Here is a 20581-nt window from a genome sequence, read left to right as displayed (position 1 = left end):
TCACCAGCGGACTGTGGTGCTGGGCTCTGTTGAGGCCCTGGTGGTCAGTGCTGGGTCGTTGGCTGCGCAGCGGGTCCCTGGGGCGGGCACTGTCAGGTTGAGGAAGTAGTTGTCGGCTGCCGCGCGCGTGCAGGCCGTGCGGTGATAGACGACGTGGCCGGTGCCTTCATAGGTGACCAGTACTGCGTTACGCAGCTGGCGCCGGGCGTTGACGGCCCAGGAGTAGCCGGTGGCGACGTCGTGCAGGCCGTTCATCATGAGGATGGTCGGCGTGCCCTTGACCTTCAGTGTGTGCTGCGGGTTGTTGACCTTGCCCGGCCAGCCGATGCACTGAGTCATCGACTGCAGCGCCAGCACGGAGGCACGCATCCGCGGTGCGACGTTCACGCTGGCCCGGTAGAGGGCATCCAGCTCGCCGAAGCCGTGGATCGGCAGGGACCAGTCCTGGCAGAAGTGCGGCCGCACGTCCTCCACCAGCTCAGCAGCTGCCGCAGTCCGCTTCACAGCCGGTACTGCGGGCTGCCGCGCGGCGGTGAGCTCCGCACGGGCGGTGCGCACAGCGGCTGACGGCGTACCGGTGTGCAGGGAGCTGAGGTAGGCGCCGAGCTGGGCCCAGCGCGGGCGGCTGGAGAAGAACTGGGTGAGGTCGAGCAGGTACCAGTTGCTGACCTTGCTGCCGTCGGCCGGGTCGACCAGGGTGCCGGCGTCTGCCTTCGCCAGCAGTTCGGCGTACACCTTGGAGACGTCCTGGCCGCGCAGTGCGCAGTTGGTGCTCTTGCCGCACCAGTCGACGAACTGCTGGAAGGCGTCCTCGGCGAAGTGGCTCTCGCTGAGCAGGAAGCGCCAGGTGCCGAGGCTGTGGTCCATGTTGCCGTCGTTGACCATCGAGCGGATGCGGTGCGGGAACAGCTCGGCGTACATCTGACCCATCAGGGTCCCGTACGACGCGCCGTACCAGTTGAGCTGGTCGGCGCCGAGCGCTGCACGGACGGCATCGACGTCGCGGGCGACCGAGATGGTGTCGACGTGGTCGTAGAGCGGCCCGGTCTGCTTGCGGCAGTCGGCGGCCAACTGGCGGTTGAACTTCACCAGTGCGGCGTACTCCGCCCTGGTGCGCGGCAGGATCGTCTCGCCGGGCTGGGCGAAGGCGTGGGCGCTGCAGACCACCGGGTGGCTGCGGGCGACGCCGCGCGGGTCGAAGCCGATGATGTCGAAGCTGCGGAGGATCTCCGGGCTGAAGCGGGAATCCGCAGCCAGGGCCATGCTGACGCCGGAGCCGCCGGGACCGCCGGGGTTGATGAACAGCGGGCCCTTGGACGCGGCGGGGTCGTCGGCCGGTCGCTTGGCCACTGCCAGCTCGAACGTCGCTCCGCCGGGGTTGCTCCAGTCCACCGGCAGCGTGATCTTGCCGCAGGACATCGTCGGCACCTCGGCGCACGGAGCCCAGCTGATCGACCTGACCTGCTTGGCGGCTGCTGTCTCAGCGGCGGCCGTCGCAGGAGTTGGCGCGGCGGTTGCCGGGGAGGTGAGGCCGGCGAGCAGCAGCAGACCGGCCCCGGCAGCGGTAAGCCTTCGCAGACCTACCCGCGGGGTCGGCTGTCGTTCGGTGGTCCGGCTCGGCATGGAGGTCCTTCCGTCGGGTGCATCCTGACGGTGCGGAACCTACCGCGTACAGAGGGCGATCGGCAGCGTCGCTGCAGCTAGTTGCAATGCGGTGCACCGCAACCAGCCACGACCGGCGGAGCTTTAGTGGCCCTCGATCTTCAGGCGCTCGAAGGAGGCGGTGATCTCGGCCTCGGCGTCGGCGCGGCCGACCCAGGTCGCGCCCTCGACGGACTTGCCCGGCTCGAGGTCCTTGTAGACCTCGAAGAAGTGCTGGATCTCCAGCCGGTCGAACTCCGGCACGTGATGAATGTCGCGCAGGTGCTCCTGCCGCGGGTCACCGGCGGGGACGCAGAGGACCTTGTCGTCCGGTCCCTTCTCGTCGGTCATCCGGAACATGCCGATCGCCCGGGCCCGGATCAGGCAGCCGGGGAAGGTCGGCTCCGGCAGCAGGACCAGAGCGTCCAGGGGGTCGCCGTCCTGACCCAGGGTGTCCTCGATGAACCCGTAGTCGGACGGGTACTGAGTGGACGTGAACAGGGTGCGGTCCAGCCGCAGCCTGTTCGTCTTGTGGTCCAGCTCGTACTTGTTACGGGTGCCCTTGGGAATCTCGATGAAGACGTCGAACTCCATACGGCAGATACTGTCACGGTTCGGACCGATGAAATGACAGGAGTAGCCAGGTGGCCCGTCCTCCCCGTGCGGTCTTCGTCACGCTGCTGACCGCCGGCGTACTGGCCGGACTGGTCAGCAGTGCGCAAGCAGCACCCTCTACTTCTCAGTCAGGCACCGGTACTACGGCAGCGCCCGCCGTGCTGGAGCCGGCCAAGCCAGAGGGAGCCGCGCCGACCGCCGCCGGAGTACAGAAGGCTCTGGTAGCTGCTCTGAGCGATCCGTCACTCGGCAAGCACTTCGGCGCCTACGTCTACGACGCCTCACGCGGTAAACCGGTGTTCTCGACCGGTACTGCGAAGGGCTTCGTGCCCGCGTCGACCATGAAGCTCCTGACTACGGTCTCGGTGCTGGAGGCGCTCGGTCCCGAGCACAGGTTCGCCACGAAGGTGGTGCGGTCCGGCAACTCGATCATCCTGGTCGGCGGCGGCGACCCACTGCTCGTCACCAGGCGACAGGGCAACTCGCTGGACTTCCCGACCCGTGCCTCGCTCCAGGACCTGGCCGTCAGTACTGCGAAGGCGCTGCGCGCCGACGGCGTGTCGAGCGTCACGCTCGGATATGACGCGACCCTGTTCACCGGACCGGCCGCGAACGCCAAGTGGGAGCCGAAGTACCTCACCGAGGGGATCGCTGCCCGGACCTCGGCGCTCTGGGTGAACGAAGGCCGCCTCGCCTCCGGCATGGCCAAGCGGGCCGACTCACCGGCTCAAGCGGCCGCGACTGCCTTTGCCACTCAACTGAAGGCGGTGGGGATCACTGCGACCGGGATCAAGCCGGTGACGGCGGTGGCGGGCGCGACGGCCATCGCGCAGGTGCAGTCGCCGACGCTGGGCGACCTGGTCGAGTACGTGAACCTGCACAGTGACAACGACGGTGCGGAGGTGCTCCTGCGCCACGTCGGGCTGGCGACCAAGAACGGCGGCTCGTACGCCGGGGGCATCGCCGGGCTGCGCGCGACTCTCACCAAGCTGGGGCTGGACGTCAGCAAGGCGCGATTCGAGGACGGCAGCGGACTGTCTCGCACGAACCTGGTGCCGCTCGACGTACTGGCCGGGGCCGTCCGGGTGGCGGCCGAGGCGGACAAGCCCAAGCTGCGGCACCTGCTGACCGGGCTGCCCGTCGCAGGGTTCAACGGAAGCCTGGAGCAGCGCTTCGCCGGGCCGGGGACCGCTACCGGGACCGGGATGGTCCGTGCCAAGACAGGCACCCTCACCAGCGTCCACTCCCTGGCCGGCTACGTGCGGACCGCGGCGGGGACGCTCCTGGTCTTCGCTGTAGCCACTGACAGCGCCCCGCCCGCCAAGGCGCTCGATGCCCGCGCAGCCCTGGACCGAGCCGCTGCAGCCCTCGCTGCCTGCGGCTGTTGACCAGGCGCATGTTGGAACATGCCATTAGGGTCGATGTATGAGTACGGCGGAAGGTAACACTGCGGCTGACATGGTCGACTGGCAGCTGGCGACAGGCGTGGCTCGGAAGCTCCTGCGGCCTGGTCCGGCGGTCAGCCGGGCTGAGGCGAACCGGGTGGTTGCCGAGCTGAGGCAGTTCGCGGCTGACTCGGAGCACCACGTGCGGGAGTTCACGGGGCTGCAGGCGACGTCGGCCACTGCTCCAGTGGTGATCGTGGACCGGCCCGGCTGGGTGCAGGCGAACGCTGACGGCTTCCGGACCGTGCTGAAGCCACTGGCCGACAAGCTGCGCGAGAAGCAGGAGCGGACGGGCGGGCTGTCGTCCGCCGTCGGCTCCCGGGTCACGGCGATCGAGGCGGGCGCCCTGCTGGCCTTCCTCTCCTCCCGGGTGCTCGGGCAGTTCGACCCGTTCTACCCGTCCGTGCCCGACCCGACCCGCCCTGACCTCACCGGGCGGCTGTTGCTGGTGGCACCGAACGTGATGCACGTGGAGTCCGAGCTGGGCGTAGTACCGCGGGACTTCCGGTTGTGGGTCTGTCTGCACGAGGAGACCCACCGGGTGCAGTTCACCGCAGTACCGTGGCTGCGGGATCACCTGCGGTCGGAGATCGCGTTGTTCCTCGACCACGCCGAGCTGGACGCGTCGGCGTACGCGGCGATGTTCCGTGAGGCGGTGCAGCGGCTCGGGCGGTCGGTGAAGGGCGAGGCCGAGCTGAGCCTGGTCGACCTGATGCAGTCGCCGGAGCAGCGCGCAGTACTGGACCGGCTGACCGCGGTGATGTCGCTGCTGGAAGGGCACGCCGACTTCGTGATGGACGGCGTCGGGCCGAGCGTGATCCCGACGGTCGAGACGATCCGGTCCAAGTTCACGTCGCGCCGGACCAGCGGCAACCCGGTCGACCAGCTGCTGAAGCGGCTGCTCGGGCTGGACGCGAAGCTGAAGCAGTACCAGGACGGCGCGGCCTTCGTCCGCCGGGTGGTGGACCGCGTCGGCATGGAAGGCTTCAACCGCGTCTGGACCGGCCCCAACACCCTCCCCACCAAACACGAAATCGCCACCCCCGATGCCTGGATCACCAGACTCCACGGCTGACACAACAGCCTCTGTACTGCGGGGGCGGCTTCATCCCGCCGTTGCCAGGGTGCGGGAGGCGACGCGGGCTGCTCTGGGCGACTTGCCTCAGGGGACGACCGTGCTTGTTGCCTGCTCTGGTGGGGCCGACAGCTTGGCGTTGGCTGCTGCTGTGGCGTTTGAGGGGCCGAAGCTTGGGCTGACGGCTGGGGCTGTGGTTGTTGATCACGGGCTGCAGGCGGGGTCTGACAAGACTGCGGAGGCGGCGGCAGGGCAGTGTCGGGGGTTGGGGCTGGAGCCGGTGCAGGTGCGGAGGGTGGAGGTCGGGAGTGAGGGCGGGCCCGAGGGAGCCGCCAGGGCTGCCCGGTACGACGCTCTGCGGGATGCGGCTGACCAGCTCGGTGCGGACGTCGTCCTGCTGGCTCACACGCGGGACGACCAGGCGGAGACCGTCCTGCTCGGGCTAGCCCGCGGCTCGGGTGCACGCTCGCTAGCTGGCATGGCCCCGACCGCAGGACTGCTCCGACGCCCGTTGCTGGACGTTCCCCGTAGTACGACGGTCGCCGCCTGCATCGCATCGGGTCTGCGGCCGTGGCATGACCCGCACAACGACGACCCGAAGTACCGACGGGTTCGAGTGCGGCACGAAGTACTGCCAGTGCTGGAAGAGGCACTGGGCCCGGGCGTGACGGAAGCCCTCGCCCGTACTGCGGGCCTGCTGCGCGCCGACGCGGACGCCCTCGACGTACTGGCTGCTGACCTGGCAGAGACGGCGGTAAAGCATGCCGAGGGGGAGGTGCTCTGCGACGTGGGAGCACTCGAGGAGGAGCCTGCTGCGCTCCGCACACGGGTACTGCGGCAGGCTGCGCTGGAAGCCGGTTGCCGGGCCAACGACCTCACCGCCGGGCACGTCGCGGCCGTCGACGCCCTCGTCACCGACTGGCGCGGACAACGCTGGATCGACCTGCCCCAAGGAGTTCGCGCCGTCCGCCGAGGCGGATTCCTGTTCTTCGGCACTGATGTGACAGGCTGAGCTCGTGGATGCGGCGGACATCGAGAAGGACCTGGCCCAGATTCACTTCACCGAGGAGCAGATCCAGGCGAAGCTGAGGGAGCTGGCCGGGCGGATCGAGCAGGACTACGAAGGCAAGGACCTGCTGCTGGTCGGCGTCCTGCGTGGTGCCGTGATGGTGATGGCCGACCTCGCCCGCTCGTTCAGCCGGCACGTCGAGATGGACTGGATGGCGGTCTCCTCCTACGGCTCGGGCACCAAGTCGTCCGGGGTGGTCCGGATCCAGAAGGACCTGGACACCGACATCACCAACCGGCACGTGCTGATCGTCGAGGACATCATCGACACCGGGCTGACGCTGACCTGGCTGGTCAGCAACCTGCAGTCCCGCAAACCCGCCTCGGTCGAGATCTGCACCGCGTTCCGCAAGCCGGACGCGGCCAAGATGGCGGTCCCGGTGAAGTACGTCGGGCTGGAGCTGCCGGACGAGTTCGTGGTCGGCTACGGCCTGGACTACGCGGAGAAGTACCGCAACCTGCGCTGTGTGGCGACGCTCGCCCCGCACGTCTATTCCTGACCTCCCGGACGGGCCGCCCCGGCCCTGACTTGGGGACGGCCTGTAAACAGGGTCGTACCGTGGTTCGGTGACCCTCGTGGTGGGCAGGCTTGCCCGGCACGAGACACTTGGACTGGTATTACCGTCACAAGGCCGTTATCCCGGGCCTGCTGAGCTAGGAGGGACGGGGCGCCAGCCCTGATCATGGACGTGAAGCGCTTCTTCCGCGGACCTATTTTCTGGATCCTCATGGCCTTCGTGGGCGTGCTGGTGATCGGACAGCTCCTGACCGGCTCGACCGGGTACAAGACCGAGCCCACCGGCAAGGTGGTGCAGCTGATCACGCAGGCCACCTCGTCGAACGAGAAGTCGATCAAGGCGGTCACGCTGATCGACCCCGACCAGGAGATCCGGGTCGAGAAGACCGACGGGACCAAGGTCCGGGCGCACTGGGTCGACGGCCAGGCCAACGCCCTGGGCGGTGACCTGCAGAAGCTGTTCCAGGACGGCAAGATCGAGAAGTACGACGTGGAGAACCCCAAGCCGAGCTTCATCGGCCAGGTCTTCTCGACGCTGATCCCGTTCCTGCTGATCGCGGTGGTGTTCATCTTCTTGATGAACTCGATGCAGGGTGGCGGCTCGCGGGTGATGAGCTTCGCCAAGTCGAAGGCCAAGCTGGTCACCAAGGACACCCCGAAGACCACCTTCGCGGACGTGGCCGGGGCCGACGAGGCGATCGAGGAACTCGGCGAGATCAAGGAGTTCCTGCAGGAGCCGGGCAAGTTCCAGGCGGTCGGGGCGAAGATCCCCAAGGGCGTCCTGCTCTACGGCCAGCCCGGTACCGGTAAGACGCTGCTGGCCCGTGCGGTCGCCGGTGAGGCCGGGGTGCCGTTCTACTCGATCTCCGGTTCGGACTTCGTCGAGATGTTCGTCGGTGTCGGTGCCTCCCGGGTCCGCGACCTGTTCGAGCAGGCCAAGACCAACGCGCCCGCGATCATCTTCATCGACGAGATCGACGCCGTCGGCCGGCACCGTGGCGCGGGTCTGGGCGGTGGCCACGACGAGCGCGAGCAGACGCTGAACCAGCTGCTGGTCGAGATGGACGGCTTCGACGTCCGCGGCGGCGTGATCCTGATCGCCGCGACCAACCGTCCCGACGTGCTCGACCCGGCCCTGCTGCGGCCGGGCCGCTTCGACCGGCAGATCCCGGTCGACGCGCCGGACCTGCCCGGCCGCGACAAGATCCTGAAGGTGCACGCCCGGGGCAAGCCGATGGCCGAGGACGTCGACCTGACCGCGGTCGCGCGCCGGACACCGGGCTTCACCGGTGCCGACCTGGCCAACGTGCTGAACGAGGCGGCCCTGCTGACCGCCCGGCTGAACAAGAGCCAGATCGACAAGCACGCGCTCGACGAGGCGATCGACCGCGTGATCGCCGGTCCGCAGCGCCGGACCCGGCTGATGTCGGACAAGGAGAAGGTGCTGACGGCGTACCACGAGGGCGGGCACGCCCTGGTCGCCGCGGCGCTGCCGCACTCCGACCCGGTGCACAAGGTGACGATCCTGCCGCGTGGCCGCGCGCTGGGCTACACGATGGTGCTGCCGGACGAGGACAAGTACTCGACCACCCGCTCGGAGATGCTCGACAAGCTGGCCTACATGCTCGGTGGCCGCGCCGCCGAGGAGATGGTGTTCCACGACCCGACCACGGGTGCCAGCAACGACATCGAGAAGGCGACCGCCCTGGCCCGCGCGATGGTCACGCAGTACGGGATGACCGAGCGGCTCGGCGCGATCAAGTTCGGCCAGGACTCCGGTGAGCCGTTCCTGGGCCGTGACCTGGGCAGCCAGCGCAACTACTCCGAGGAGATCGCCGCGGCGGTCGACGAGGAGGTCGGCAAGCTGATCCTGAACGCGCACCAGGAGGCCTTCGACATCCTGGCCGAGAACCGCGCGGTGCTGGACCACCTGGTCGAGGAGCTGCTGGAGAAGGAAACCCTGGACAAGGGCGAGATCGCCCGCATCTTCACGCCGATCCAGAAGCGTGAACTGCGGCCGGCCTGGACCGGGTCCTCGACCCGGGTGCCGTCCCAGCAGCCGCCGGTGAAGCCGCTGCCCAGCCGCGGTGAGCAGAACGGTTCGCTGTCCGACGTGATCCCCGGTGGGTCGGTCGGTCCGGACGAGGCCGCCAAGGGCCCGAACTACGGCGGCGGTCCGACCCCGCCCGCCGAGTGAGCCCGGACCACCTGTGACCTCGCCGAGGTTCGATCACGCCCGAGCCGAAGCCGCGGTCCGGGAGCTGCTGATCGCGATCGGCGAGGACCCTGATCGTGAAGGTCTGAAGGAAACCCCCGCCAGGGTCGCGCGCTCGTACGCCGAGATCACGGCCGGGCTGGGGCAGACCCCCGAAGACGTCCTCACCACCACGTTCGAGCTCAGCCACGACGAGCTGATCCTGGTGAAGGACATCGAGGTCTGGTCGATGTGTGAACACCACCTGGTCCCGTTCACCGGGGTGGCCCACGTCGGCTACATCCCGGGCACGGACGGCCGGATCACCGGGCTGTCGAAGCTGGCTCGGCTGGTCGACGTCTACGCCAAGCGCCCGCAGGTGCAGGAGCGGCTCACCACCCAGGTCGCCGAGTCCCTGGTCGAGCTGCTGAAACCGCGCGGTGTGATCGTCGTGATCGAGTGCGAGCACCTGTGCATGACGATGCGCGGCGTCCGGAAACCGGGCGCCAAGACGATCACTTCGGCGGTCCGTGGCCAGCTCCGCAACCCGGTCACCCGGGCCGAGGCGATGAGCCTGATCGTCGGCTGACCTGCGCGTCTTCCGCTCTTTCGCTGGTACGCCGTAGCCCCGGCGGGCCCGCGCTCGTTGAACTTCCGAAGCTGTTACCCATGGACATTCCGTGTCCGAGCGCCTACGGTCCGTAGTGGCGTTCTGCCTCGAATGCAGGGCGCCGGCGTGAGGAGGAAGGTATGTCAGGGCGTTTTCGGGTCGGCGCCGCACTCACCGGGATCGTCGTACTGACGGCTGCCGGACTGGTCGCGGCGAACGGCGCCCAGGCGGACGGCGAGGTCGCAACGGCCAAGCTGCCCGCGGCCGATCAGCAGTTGCTGCAGGTCCAGGACCAGGCACAGACGCTCGAAGGCAAGCTCGGCTCCCGAGCCGTCGGCAGCTATCTCGACGACGCCGGGTCCCTCGTCGTCTCGGTGTCCGACCAGGCGACGGCCAACGTCGTCCGGCAGGCCGGCGCGATCCCCAAGCTGGTCCGCTACACCCTCGAGCAGCTGCTCGCGGTCAAGTCGCAGCTCGACGACATCGCCACCAGCTCGAGCGCCGGCCGGGTCCGGTCCTGGTACGTCGACCCGATCAGCGGCACCGTCGTCGTCACAGCCCCCAGCGGCACCAAGGACCCGATCACCCAGCGGTTCCTGCGCAAGGCGCTGGCCAACGGCGACAAAGTGACACTGCGCCGCTCGCGGGGCACCGTCACCACCACCGACGAGTCGTTCGGGCTGCTCGGTGGCTACCAGGTCGACAAGAACACCGGCTACACCTGCTCACTGGGCTTCAACGCCCGGACCAGCGACGGCGGCCGGATCTTCCTCACGGCCGGGCACTGTACGGCGGGCAGGCCGTCCTTCTCCCGGAACGGCTACATCATCGGCAACACGCGCAGCTCCAGCTTCCCCGGCAACGACTTCGGCACGGTCAGCGTGATCGAGGGCTGGGACCAGCAGGGCCGGGTCGAGCGCTGGGGTGCCTCCGACGTGATGATCCGCGGCACGGCCGATGACATGGTCGGAGCGGAGCTGTGCAAGTCCGGCAAGAGCACCGGCTGGACCTGCGGCAAGATCGTGGCCCGCAACGTGACCGTGAACTACGGCAACAACCGGGTCGTGCGCGGTCTCTTCCAGCACACCGCCTGTGTCGAGTCCGGTGACTCCGGTGGCGCCAACGTGACCGGCGACTACGCGCAGGGAATCACCAGCGGCGCGGCCTTGATCAGTGGGCAGTGTCTGGACAAGCATGGGCAGGCCAACGAGTCGTACTCGCAACCGATCGGTGAGGCGCTGTCCGCTAGCGGCGCCTCGCTGGTACTGGGTTAGCGGCCCCGGGCGGGAGCCCGGAGTCGATGGGGGCCTGGTACCTAGGTGGGGCAGTTCAGGCGCGGCCACTACGGTGGTCGGGTGCGAACTGCCCCACCGAATCATGTCGAAGGCCTGCCCGGACCGGATCGCTGTCTGGTGATGGGGGTCGTCAACGTGACCCCGGACTCCTTCTCCGACGGCGGTGAGTGGTTCGAGCCGTCGGCCGCGATCAAGCACGGCCGCGAGTTGCTGGCCGAAGGCGCCGACCTGCTCGACGTCGGTGGTGAGTCCACCCGGCCCGGCGCCGAGCGGCCGGCGCCCGCCGAGGAGATCCGCCGGGTCCTGCCGGTGATCGAGACGCTGGCCGCCGAGGGCGCGCTGATCTCGATCGACACGATGCGCGCCGATGTCGCCGCTCTCGCGCTGGACGCCGGTGCGGTGATGGTCAACGACGTGTCCGGCGGCCTGGCCGACCCGGAGATGCTCGGGCTGGTGGCCGACCGCGGTACGCCGTACGTGTGCATGCACTGGCGGGGGCACTCCGCGGACATGCAGCAGCGGGCGCAGTACGACGATGTGGTGGCCGAGGTGATCGCCGAACTGGCTGCCCGGCTGGAGGCGATCAGCGCGGCCGGAGTAGACCTGAATCGGGTCGTGCTCGACCCGGGGCTGGGGTTCGCGAAGAACGCCGACCACAACTGGGAGGTGCTGCGGCGGCTGCGGGAGTTCGCAGTACTGGAAAGGCCGTTGCTGATCGGTGCCTCGCGGAAGGCGTTCCTGGGTAGGCTGCTCGCCGACGAGGAGTCCGGCGAGCCGAGACCGGCCGTACGACGAGACGACGCCAGCGCTGCCGTTTCCGCCCTCGCCGCCGCGACCGGCGCCTGGTGTGTCCGGGCCCACGCGGTGGCACCGAGTGCGGACGCGGTACGGGTTGCGCGCCGGTGGGGAGCGGTATGACCGAAGAGCCGGGCGGTACGCGACGGGGTACGGGTGCGTCGGCGGAGACCGTGGTGCTGAATGCGAACACCGCGTTCTACAACGCGTTCGAGGCGGGCGACCTGGACCTGATGGCGGCGGTCTGGCTGCCGGAACCCGATCCGGTCTGCATCCATCCGGGCAACGCGGCGATCTACGGGTACGCCGAGATGATGCGGGCGTGGGCGATGATCTTCGCCAACACCCCCTACATCCAGTTCTTCCTGACCGACGTGCAGGTAAGAGTGGATGAAGACGTGGCCTACGTCACGTGTACGGAGAATGTCCTGTCGTCGGGTGAGGGTGCCCCCGAGGAGGGATTCGCCGGTGGCAAGGCGCTGGCCACCAACGTCTTCCGCAAGACGACTTCCGGCTGGCGGTTGTGGATCCACCATGCCTCCCCGGTACTGTCGTCTGGGGGTCGACCGGAGGAGGCAGAGTGAGCGGTCCCGGACTGTCCCCTGAGCTGCGGCCTCCGGACGTGATCGAGATCCGTGGCATCCGGGGATTCGGGCGGCACGGAGTGTTCGAGCACGAGCGGACCGACGGGCAGGAGTTCGTCGTGGACGTGCGGCTCGAGCTGGACACCCGTCCGGCGGCGGCCTCCGACCAGCTGGCCGACACCGTGAACTACGGGCTGGTGGCCGAACAGGTGCACGCGGCCATCGAGAGCGACCCGGTGGACCTGATTGAGACACTGGCACAACGGATCGCGGACCTGTGCCTCGCCGACCGGCGGGTGACGGGCACCGCGGTGACCATCCACAAACCCTCGGCGCCGATCACGGTGCCGTTTGACGACGTTGTCCTGACCGTGCAGCGCAGAGCCGGAGAATCCTCGTGACCGAGACCCCAAGTCCCCACGTCATCGACGCGGACACCCTCAGTGGTGGCCTCAAGCCGATCCGGCAGGTGATTCTGTCGCTCGGCAGTAATCTCGGCGACCGCGAAGCCAACCTGCAAGGTGGCGTCGACGCGTTGCGGGACACCCCCGACGTGGTCGTCGTGGACGTCTCGCCGATCTACGAGACCGCGCCGATCGGTGGCCCGGACGAGTCCGGGCCGTACCTGAACATCGTCCTGCTCGCCGACACCACCCTGTCGGTCGACACCTTGCTGGACCGCGCGCACGCGGTCGAGCAGGCGTTCGGCCGGGAGCGCAGCGTGCCGGGAGCGCCGCGGACGCTCGACGTCGACCTGATCACCTACGGCAAGAAGACGATCGAGTCCGAGGAGCTGACCGTGCCGCACCCGCGGGCGCACGAGCGCGCCTTCGTGCTGGCGCCCTGGCTGGACATCGAGCCCGACGCGGTCCTGCCCGGTGTCGGCCCGGTCGCGGAGTTGCTCGCCAAGATCGGTACCGAGGGCGTGAAGCGGCTCGACGAGCTCACCATCGAGCTGCAGTAGTGGTGTCAGGCGGGACCGGTCCGGGCCGGGCACCAGGGGCCGGCAAGGAGCCGCCGCGCCCCGGGTCGGTCCGGCCGACCTCACGACGGCTCCTGGTCGCGATCGTCGTCCTCGGGGCGGCGATCGGCTGGACCATGGTGAAGGCGATCGAGTCCGGCGGCGGGGTCGCGCCGATGGTGTCCTGGCTCACCCTGGTCGCCTGGGGCTTCCTCGCCGCGCTGCTGTTCGCCGCGGCCCGCAACACCCACCAGCGGATCCAGGTCCGGCGGGAACGGGTCGAGCCGTCCCGCGCGGTGTTCCTGTTGCTGATCGGAAAAGCCAGCGCATTCGTCGGCGCGTTGTGCACCGGCGTTTACGCAGGGTTCGCGTTATCCTTCCTGGGCGCGGTCAGTGCCACCGGACCGCGTAACCGTGTGATCAACGCCGGTGCTGCGGCGCTGATCTCTGTGCTGGTCGTCACGGCCGGATTGCTGCTCGAACGGGCGTGTCGCATCCCCGATGACCCCGAAGACACCCCCTAACATGTCGGTCCATGGGGTCAAGGGGTAGCCGCCGTCGAACCAGGGCCACAGTTCTCGTGGTCGCCAACGTGCTGCTCGTCCTGATCTGCCTGGCCGTGAGTATTTCGCTGTTCTCCCAGAACCAGTGGATCCTGCGCGCGGCCGCCGTCGCCGCGGTCGCTGTCGCGATCGGCTCCTCGGCCCTGACCCGCCACCAGCTCCTGATCGAACGCCTCGCGCACAGTGACGAACGCGCCCAGGTGGCCCAGGAGTACTCCCGCATCACCAGCGCGCGCGTCGTCGAGAACGCCGAGTTCGTCGACCTGATGCAGCGCCGCCTCGACAAGATCGACGAGCGCCTGGACAAGATCGACGAGGAAGTCGCCACCGTGGTGGCCGCCGGCGACAAGCACTCCCAGGCCGACGCCCCGACCGTCGTCGACCTCAAACTCCGGGGCCTCGCCGCCTCCTGAGCTGTACGACGGTGCCGCGGCTACTTGTCGATGTCGCCGACCACGAAGAACATGCTGCCGAGGATGGCAATCATGTCGGCGACGATCGTGTTGGGGAGCATTTCGGGGAGCACCGAGATATTGTTGAAGCTGGCCGAGCGGAGTTTCAGCCGCCAGGGGGTTTTGTCGCCCCGGGAGACGAGGTAGTAGCCGTTGATGCCCAGGGGGTTCTCGGTCCAGGTGTAGGTCTGGCCCTCGGGGACCTTGAGGATCTTGGGAAGGCGGACGTTGACCGGGCCGGCCGGGAGCGTGCGCAGGTGGTCCAGGCAGGCGTCGACCAGGTCGAGCGAAACCTTCACCTGCTCGAGCAGGACGGAGAAGCGGGCGAAGCAGTCGCCGTCGGTGCGGGTGACGACGCGCAGTACGCCGTCGCGGGCGAGTTGCTCGTAGGCGAGGTACGGCTCGTCGCGGCGGAGGTCTGCGTCGACTCCGGAGGCCCGGGCAATCGGGCCGGAGACGCCGTACGCCGCGATCAGTTCCGGTGAGAGCTTGCCGATTCCGACCGTCCGGGCCCGGAAGATCTCGTTGCCCAGGACAAGGTTCTCGATATCGGGCAGCCGTCGCCGTACGGCGGTCGAGGCGGCTCCTGCGCGGTCCAGCCAGCCGTACGGGAGGTCTTCCTTCAGCCCGCCGACCCGGTTGAACATGTAGTGCATCCGGCCGCCGGACAGCTCCTCCATCACCGCCTGGATCGTCTCGCGCTCGCGGAACGCGTAGAAGACCGGCGTGATCGCGCCGAGCTCGAGCGGGTAGGAGCCGAGGAACATCAGGTGGTTCAGGATCCGGTTCAGCTCGGTCAGCAGCGTGCGCAGCCAGACTGCGCGGACCGGGACCTCCAGGCCCATCATCTGCTCGACGGCGAGCACCACGCCGAGCTCGTTGGAGAACGCGGACAGCCAGTCGTGCCGGTTCGCCAGCACGATGATCTGGCGGTAGTCGCGCACCTCGAACAGCTTCTCCGCGCCCCGGTGCATGTAGCCGACGATCGGCTCGCAGGCGACGATCCGCTCACCGTCCAGGGTCAGCCGCAGCCGCAGTACGCCGTGCGTCGCGGGGTGCTGCGGCCCGATGTTGAGCACCATGTCGGTGGTGGGCAGCTCGGACCCCACAGCCGTCCCACCCCGCTCGAACGCCGGGTCGAACCCAGCCGCGCCCGCCCCGATACCGACAACTCGTTCCACACTCATAACCCCTATCGTGACAGGCTGGTGTCGTGGACGACCTCTTTGCTCCTGCCGATGTCAGCTGGACGCCGGTTTCGCCGAAGCTGGCGACCGTGCGCAGGCTGAACGCCGCCATCACGTTCGGCCTGCTGGCGATCGCCGGGCTGCTGCCGCTGGGGCTGCTGCTGAACTGGCTGTACGGCGTCCTGTTCCTGCTGCTCACCGGGCTCGGGTTCGCCTGGTCGTGGGTCCTGATCGGGCGCAACCAGCAGTCGTGGAAGTACGCCGAGCGCGAGGACGAGCTGCTCGTCAGCCACGGCATCATGTTCCGCCAGTTGGTGGTGGTCCCGTACGGGCGGATGCAGTTCGTGGATGTGGCCGCCGGGCCGCTGGAGCGGTCGTTCGGGCTGGCGACGGTCGAGCTGCACACTGCCACTCCGGCCACCGATGCGAAGATCCCCGGGCTGCACCCGGACGAGGCGGCCAGGCTCCGCGACCGCCTGTCGGCTCTCGGCCAGGCACAGGCGTGGGGCCTGTGACCGAGCCGTCAGCGCCGTCCGAGGCGCAACAGCCCCAGCCCCAACCCCAGCCACAGCACCCGCCGCAACCAGGACCGCAGCTCCTGCCGCCACCGATTCAGGAGCCGGTGACCGGTGCCCGGCTGCACCCGCTGACGCCTTTCGTGAAGGGCTGGGGGTACTTCGTCGTCGCGGCGTTCGCGATGGCCAACAACGAGGGTCTGCGGAGCAACCTCAAGATCGCCGGCATCGGCCTGGTCGGCGTACTACTCGGCGGGATCCTGCTCGGCGCGCTGTTCTGGTGGTTCACCAAGTGGCAGCTGACCGAGGACGCGGTCCGGGTCGACAGCGGGTTCCTGTACCGCCGGACCCGGATCATCAGGTTCGACCGGATCCAGGCGATCGACGTGGCCCAGCCGTTCGTGGCCCGGCTGTTCGGCATGGCCGAGCTGCGGATGGACGTCGCGGGTGGCGGCAAGAGCGATGGCCGGCTGAGTTACTTCACGTACGACGAAGCGCAGAAGCTGCGGGCGACCCTGCTCTTCAGGGCCAAGGGCGAGCACGCCGTCCAGCACCAGCCGTCGTCGGAGATCGATCCTCAACCGCTGCTGGTGGTCCCGACGACTCGGTTGCTCGGTGCAACGTTGTTGTCGTCGACAGTGCTCGGTAGTGCGGCCGGCCTGATCTGGTTGATCGTTGCCACCACGGTGCTGGAGTTCCACGTCGGTCTGTTCGCCGGTCTGCCGCTGCTGCTGGGTGTCGTGCAGCCCATCTGGAAGCAGGTCGTCGGCAACCACGGCTTCACCTTGTCGGAGACGCACGAAGGACTGCGCACCAAGCGGGGGCTGTTCGACGTACAACGACAGACAGTGCCGCCGGGTCGGGTGCAGGGCCTGCTGATCACCGAGCCGTTGATCTGGCGGCTGCTCGGCTGGTCTCGGGTCGACCTGGACATCGCCGGCGTGGCTGGCTCCAAGGCGGATGGTGAAGACGAGAACGAAGGAGCCCAGCTGCTTCCGGTCGGTGAGCGCCAGGAGGTAGCGGGTGTGCTCGCGAGAGTGCTGCCCGGCCTCGATCTGTCGGCCATCGAGATGCACCAGGCGCCGGAGCGAGTGAAGTGGCTGCGGCCGGTCGGCTGGCGCTACCTGTCGTATGGCTTCGACGGACAGGTGCTGGTGACCACCCGCGGCTGGGTGAGCCGCCGTACGTCGATCGTGCTCCACCACAAGACGCAGTCGGTCCGCCTGCACCAGGGACCGATCCAGCGCCGCCTGGGCGTGGCCAACGTCCATGTGGACACCCCACAGGGTCCGACTGACGCCATCGCGCTTCACCGGGACCAGGTAGAGGCCGCGGCGCTAGTAGAGGCTCAAGCCAACAGAGCACGCGAGGCACGTCGTACTGCGGACTCGGTGCCTGCCCAGACCCAGCCGAACCCGCCGAGCCCTGACGGGTTCAGCAGCTCGGCCGCCTCTCCTGCAGACGACAGCTCGGCCAAGTAGCGCAGCGGCTCCGCTCTAGCCAGCTCCTGGCTAGGGCGCTCGGCCGAGATGCCCAGTGCCCGCAGTGCGTCCCGCTGCGTCGTGAGCTGACCAGAGACGGCAGCAGCCAGTGAGTCCAGCGCTACATGCGCAGTGACGTCACAGGAGCCGTCCAGAGCCACCTCACACTCCCTGCCGCCCCTGAACCCAGTCAGAGTCCCGTACGGCGGCCTGCCGGCTCGCAGGTGCCCGTAGTCGATCGCAACCGCCAGACCGTCCGACAGGCGAGTGACGACGTCCGCCCACGCCTGGTCCCGGGCGAGCCCGATCTCCGCCCGATCGCCCGGCTCCGTCAGCGGCCACCAGGTGTCGAGCCACACAAGGTCGTTGCCTTTGACAACATCAACGAGGGTCTGGTCGGCCAGCACATAACGGGCCTGGCCGGCCGGGTCGAGCTCGACCACCTCGCAAGGCACGTTGTCCAGCCACTCGTTGGCGATCACCAGCCCGTTGAGCTCAGCCGGCAACTCGTCGTCCAGCTCGATGTCGGTGACGTCGAGCCCGAGCGGGCGGAGTACCCGGCCCAGCTCTCCTTCGCCGGCGGCGATGTCGGTGACCTGGGTGACCTCCAGTGCCTGCGCCAGGCGCGCCACGGCGGTGGCGAACAGCGGCGAGGCGTGCACCGAAGTACGGAAGTGCGCTGCCGGTCGTTCGCGGCGGTAGAAGCCTGACGGTCCGTAGAGAGCCTCGTCCCAGGCCTGCCGCAATGTCATCTGTCCGTCAGTCGCCACAGAGTCTGACCGCTACCTCAGTTCGGGGTCGCCGCCGATGGCGACGGCGCCGGTGAGTTGCCAGACGCCGTCGTCGCCCTCGCGCCAGATGGTCAGGTCGTCGAGAAGGATGCTGGGGATCTTCTCGGCCGCCAGCGCCGCCTGAGCCTCGGCGACCAGGGCCGGGCTGCCTTGGGCTGAAGACGCGATGGTCAGGTGCGGGTGTGGGTCGGGGAACTCACCGCCGTACGGCGGGCACTCGGGGAAGGCGGCGAGCACGGTCGCGATCAGGTCGCGGACCTGGTCGAAGGGCTCGGGACGCAGCCAGGCGGTGCCGTTCGGGAACTGGCCGGCCGTGGAGAAGGTCAGCTCGAAGGGTTCGAGGTCCGCGACGGCGTCCTCCAGCCGCTGGACGTCCTCCGGCTTGGGCTCCCGCAGCCATGGCACGAGCACAGTCACGTGCGGCGGGACCAGCTCGGTGAGAGCCGCAGTCGGCCGGTACGAGGAGAAGGACACGGAGCGCCACCGATCGGTGAACTCCGTCAACTCCGGCACCGCGATCAAGATCGCCGTCCGCCCAGTCTGCGCCGCCCACGCATCACCATGTCCACTCACCGGCCCATAGTCCCACCACCAAGACAACCTTCAACCAAAACACCCCGGGGCAATCCGTGCAGGGCTCAAGGGTGGTGGGGGATGGCGTGGGGGGCACGGGCTTCAGCGCGCTCGCCCGCTCGGAGCGGCGGGCAACTGCACCTCGCTTCGCTCGGGGTGAGCGAGCCAAGGCTCGTGGCGGTAGGCGAAGCGCCGTGCGCCGCTCGACCTGGGCTGTGCCTCGCTCCGCTCACGACGGTCGGGGCAAGGGGCCCGGGGGCTGCGATGCCCCGCTCTGGGCTGGGCTACTGCACCTCGCTTCGCTCGGGGAAGTGGGGTGAGTGCCCGGGGCGATAGCGGGTGCTTGCGGGCGGGGTGGTGGCGGGTGGTTGCGGCGTTGGAGGTGTGGTTGGGGGTGGTGGGGGCGAGGGTGCTGGCTCTCACACTGGTGGGGGAGGTTTGGGGGTGGGGTGGGTGGAGGGTTCGGCACTACGCTGTGGGGGACCGCGTCAATCGTCTGGTACCCCGAACGGGGACTGGAACGTAGAGAGTGGACATGGAACGTATCGGCATCATCGGCTCCGGCCGGGCCGGGAGCGCCTTGGGAGCAGCCTTGGCGTCTGCCGGGCATCCCGTCACCGGCGTCACCGCGCGCTCGCAGGCGTCGCTCGACCGCGCCGCGAGACTGCTCCCGGACGTCCCGATCCTGTCGCCTCCCGAGGTGACGGCCCGCGCCGACGTGGTGCTGGTCGCAGTACCGGACAGCGCGATCAGAGAGGTCGCCGGCCGCCTCCCCCTGACAGCGGAGCAGTACGTCGTCCACCTGTCCGGTGCCTACGGCTTGTCCGTACTACGACCAACAGCCGCGACCCCAGTGGCGCTGCACCCTCCGATGACGTTCACGGGCGACCAGCCGGACCTCAGCGGCATCACCTTCACCGCAACGGCTCCTGACCACGCCAAACCAATGGTGGAGCGGCTGGCGAAGGCACTCGGGGCTGACGTGCAATGGGTCGCGGAGAACCGCCGTGCGCAGTACCACGCAGGTCTGGTGCATGGCGCGAACCACCTGACCACCCTGCTCGCCCAGGCGTTCGCAGTACTGCGAGAAGCCGGTGTCAGCGACCCAGCGGCAACACTGCGCCCGTTGCTGACCGCAACTCTCGACAACACGCTGCGGTCCGGTCATGATGCGCTCACCGGGCCGATAGCGCGCGGCGACGTCGACACGGTGGCAGCCCATCTGTCCGTACTGCGAGGGCGCACCGCGAGCACGTACGCCGAGCTGGCCCGGGCGACGGTGGACCTGGCAGCGGCGGACGGCCGGCTGGATCGCAGTACGGCCGAGCGGTTCTCCGAAGTACTGGCAGCAGAGGTGCTTGAGCAGGATCGAGCAGGGGAGGCACCACGGTGAGACTCACCCAGACGAAGGCCGAGCTGCGGGCGGCCGCGGCGATCCGGCCACGGGCCGTCGTGATGACGATGGGAGCCCTGCACGAGGGCCATGCGGCGTTGCTCGCCGAGGCACGCGAGCGGGTCGGGCCGGAGGGCAGCGTGGTGCTGACGATCTTCGTGAATCCCTTGCAGTTCGGGCCGACCGAGGACTTCGACCGCTATCCGCGCACGCTGGCCAGCGACCTGGCGATCGCCAAGAACGAGGGTGTCGACCTGGTCTTCAACCCGTCCCGCGACGAGCTCTACCCGAACGAGCCGTCGATCACCGTGCATCCCGGCCCGCTGGCCGACGAGCTGGAGGGCATGGTCCGGCCCGGGCATTTCGCCGGTGTGCTCACGGTGGTGACGAAGATGCTGCACCTGACCGCGCCCGACCTGGCGCTGTTCGGTGAGAAGGACTACCAGCAACTGACGCTGATCCGTGAGATGGTCTGCGATCTCGACATGGACGTCGACATCGTGCCGGTCCAGACCGTGCGCGAGCCCGACGGTCTCGCGCTGTCCTCACGCAATCGGTACCTGGACGAGACCGAGCGTGACGAGGCGCTGGTTCTCTACCGCGCGTTGACGGCCGGAGCGAAGGCAGGGATGAACGGACCGGACGCCGTACTGGCTGCTGCTCATGCCGAGCTGGAAGCCGTTCCGTCGGTGCAGATCGACTATCTGGCGCTACGGGCGCCCGACCTCGGCCCGGTCATCGGCCCGGGCGAGGCGCGGATGCTGATCGCCGCCCGAGTAGGTAGTACTCGTCTCATTGACAACATTTCCATCACGCTGCGCTGAGA

General features: G+C 68.7%; 21 protein-coding genes and 1 pseudogene. 17 read left to right on the top strand and 5 right to left on the bottom strand.

The window, feature by feature from the left end:
• Positions 1 to 1623, bottom strand: a complete 1623-nt coding sequence (locus AB0F51_RS14185) for an alpha/beta hydrolase (RefSeq protein WP_360279117.1) — start codon at positions 1621 to 1623, stop codon at positions 1 to 3.
• Positions 1624 to 1746: 123 nt separating this feature from the next.
• Complete coding sequence (locus AB0F51_RS14180) at positions 1747 to 2235, bottom strand: inorganic diphosphatase (protein ID WP_360279115.1); 489 nt, start codon at positions 2233 to 2235, stop codon at positions 1747 to 1749.
• Between the two features lie 50 nt (positions 2236 to 2285).
• Between AB0F51_RS14180 and dacB the strand changes: the two genes are divergently transcribed.
• The 13 genes from dacB to AB0F51_RS14115 all read left to right on the top strand — a co-directional run bounded on the left by dacB (position 2286) and on the right by AB0F51_RS14115 (position 13776).
• Positions 2286 to 3644, top strand: coding sequence for a D-alanyl-D-alanine carboxypeptidase/D-alanyl-D-alanine-endopeptidase (gene dacB, locus AB0F51_RS14175; RefSeq protein WP_360279112.1), 1359 nt, complete (start codon positions 2286 to 2288; stop codon positions 3642 to 3644).
• Positions 3645 to 3681: 37 nt separating this feature from the next.
• Positions 3682 to 4776 (top strand): zinc-dependent metalloprotease, encoded by a 1095-nt coding sequence (locus AB0F51_RS14170; protein WP_360279109.1) that lies wholly within the window; start codon positions 3682 to 3684, stop codon positions 4774 to 4776.
• On the top strand, positions 4748 to 5788 hold the full coding sequence (gene tilS / locus AB0F51_RS14165) for a tRNA lysidine(34) synthetase TilS (RefSeq protein WP_360279106.1): 1041 nt from the start codon (positions 4748 to 4750) through the stop codon (positions 5786 to 5788). The genes AB0F51_RS14170 and tilS overlap by 29 nt, the downstream gene beginning before the upstream one ends.
• A gap of 4 nt (positions 5789 to 5792) precedes the next feature.
• Positions 5793 to 6344 (top strand): hypoxanthine phosphoribosyltransferase, encoded by a 552-nt coding sequence (gene hpt / locus AB0F51_RS14160; protein ID WP_360279103.1) that lies wholly within the window; start codon positions 5793 to 5795, stop codon positions 6342 to 6344.
• Between the two features lie 183 nt (positions 6345 to 6527).
• Positions 6528 to 8558: an ATP-dependent zinc metalloprotease FtsH gene (gene ftsH, locus AB0F51_RS14155; RefSeq protein ID WP_360279100.1), complete on the top strand. Its 2031-nt coding sequence runs from the start codon at positions 6528 to 6530 to the stop codon at positions 8556 to 8558.
• Between the two features lie 13 nt (positions 8559 to 8571).
• Positions 8572 to 9144, top strand: coding sequence for a GTP cyclohydrolase I FolE (gene folE / locus AB0F51_RS14150; RefSeq protein ID WP_360279098.1), 573 nt, complete (start codon positions 8572 to 8574; stop codon positions 9142 to 9144).
• 161 nt (positions 9145 to 9305) lie between these two features.
• The gene (locus AB0F51_RS14145) at positions 9306 to 10439 is read left to right on the top strand and encodes a S1 family peptidase (RefSeq protein WP_360279095.1); all 1134 of its coding nucleotides are present in this window, start codon (positions 9306 to 9308) and stop codon (positions 10437 to 10439) included.
• A gap of 141 nt (positions 10440 to 10580) precedes the next feature.
• Positions 10581 to 11378 (top strand): dihydropteroate synthase, encoded by a 798-nt coding sequence (folP, locus tag AB0F51_RS14140; RefSeq protein ID WP_360279736.1) that lies wholly within the window; start codon positions 10581 to 10583, stop codon positions 11376 to 11378.
• Positions 11375 to 11839 carry a nuclear transport factor 2 family protein gene (locus AB0F51_RS14135; RefSeq protein ID WP_360279092.1) on the top strand — a complete coding sequence of 155 codons (465 nt, stop codon included), beginning with the start codon at positions 11375 to 11377 and terminating at the stop codon, positions 11837 to 11839. The genes folP and AB0F51_RS14135 overlap by 4 nt, the downstream gene beginning before the upstream one ends.
• Positions 11836 to 12240 carry a dihydroneopterin aldolase gene (gene folB / locus AB0F51_RS14130; protein WP_360279090.1) on the top strand — a complete coding sequence of 135 codons (405 nt, stop codon included), beginning with the start codon at positions 11836 to 11838 and terminating at the stop codon, positions 12238 to 12240. Before AB0F51_RS14135 ends, folB begins: the two co-directional genes overlap by 4 nt.
• Positions 12237 to 12803: a 2-amino-4-hydroxy-6-hydroxymethyldihydropteridine diphosphokinase gene (gene folK, locus AB0F51_RS14125; protein ID WP_360279087.1), complete on the top strand. Its 567-nt coding sequence runs from the start codon at positions 12237 to 12239 to the stop codon at positions 12801 to 12803. Before folB ends, folK begins: the two co-directional genes overlap by 4 nt.
• Before the next feature lie 2 nt (positions 12804 to 12805).
• Positions 12806 to 13324: a DUF3180 domain-containing protein gene (locus AB0F51_RS14120; RefSeq protein WP_360279084.1), complete on the top strand. Its 519-nt coding sequence runs from the start codon at positions 12806 to 12808 to the stop codon at positions 13322 to 13324.
• A gap of 11 nt (positions 13325 to 13335) precedes the next feature.
• On the top strand, positions 13336 to 13776 hold the full coding sequence (locus tag AB0F51_RS14115) for a hypothetical protein (RefSeq protein ID WP_360279081.1): 441 nt from the start codon (positions 13336 to 13338) through the stop codon (positions 13774 to 13776).
• 20 nt (positions 13777 to 13796) lie between these two features.
• On the opposite strand, the gene AB0F51_RS14110 is transcribed toward AB0F51_RS14115, so the two are convergent.
• Positions 13797 to 15002: an NADH-quinone oxidoreductase subunit D gene (locus tag AB0F51_RS14110; protein WP_360279078.1), complete on the bottom strand. Its 1206-nt coding sequence runs from the start codon at positions 15000 to 15002 to the stop codon at positions 13797 to 13799.
• Between the two features lie 26 nt (positions 15003 to 15028).
• Between AB0F51_RS14110 and AB0F51_RS14105 the strand changes: the two genes are divergently transcribed.
• Together AB0F51_RS14105 and AB0F51_RS14100 are read left to right on the top strand one after the other, a co-directional pair.
• Positions 15029 to 15517 carry a PH domain-containing protein gene (locus AB0F51_RS14105; RefSeq protein ID WP_360279075.1) on the top strand — a complete coding sequence of 163 codons (489 nt, stop codon included), beginning with the start codon at positions 15029 to 15031 and terminating at the stop codon, positions 15515 to 15517.
• Positions 15518 to 15624: 107 nt separating this feature from the next.
• Positions 15625 to 16998, top strand: a complete 1374-nt coding sequence (locus tag AB0F51_RS14100) for a PH domain-containing protein (RefSeq protein ID WP_360279072.1) — start codon at positions 15625 to 15627, stop codon at positions 16996 to 16998.
• A 98-nt stretch (positions 16999 to 17096) separates the two neighbouring features.
• Here the strand turns inward: AB0F51_RS14100 and AB0F51_RS14095 are convergent.
• Together AB0F51_RS14095 and AB0F51_RS14090 are read right to left on the bottom strand one after the other, a co-directional pair.
• A pseudogene (locus AB0F51_RS14095) lies at positions 17097 to 17750 on the bottom strand (SAM-dependent methyltransferase); the annotation flags it as partial.
• 30 nt (positions 17751 to 17780) lie between these two features.
• Complete coding sequence (locus AB0F51_RS14090; protein WP_360279069.1) at positions 17781 to 18362, bottom strand: 2'-5' RNA ligase family protein; 582 nt, start codon at positions 18360 to 18362, stop codon at positions 17781 to 17783.
• Positions 18363 to 18897: 535 nt separating this feature from the next.
• Here AB0F51_RS14090 and AB0F51_RS14085 point away from each other — a divergent pair.
• Both AB0F51_RS14085 and panC read left to right on the top strand, forming a co-directional pair.
• On the top strand, positions 18898 to 19755 hold the full coding sequence (locus AB0F51_RS14085) for a Rossmann-like and DUF2520 domain-containing protein (protein ID WP_360279066.1): 858 nt from the start codon (positions 18898 to 18900) through the stop codon (positions 19753 to 19755).
• The gene (panC, locus tag AB0F51_RS14080; protein WP_360279063.1) at positions 19752 to 20579 is read left to right on the top strand and encodes a pantoate--beta-alanine ligase; all 828 of its coding nucleotides are present in this window, start codon (positions 19752 to 19754) and stop codon (positions 20577 to 20579) included. Before AB0F51_RS14085 ends, panC begins: the two co-directional genes overlap by 4 nt.
• The last annotated feature ends 2 nt before the right edge of the window (positions 20580 to 20581 follow it).

The sequence above is a fragment of the Kribbella sp. NPDC023855 genome, from assembly GCF_040639475.1.
In the GTDB taxonomy this organism is placed as follows: Bacteria; Actinomycetota; Actinomycetes; order Propionibacteriales; family Kribbellaceae; genus Kribbella.
The sequence above is the reverse complement of the archived record's forward strand: the minus strand, read 5'-3'. Positions and strand labels throughout refer to the sequence as shown.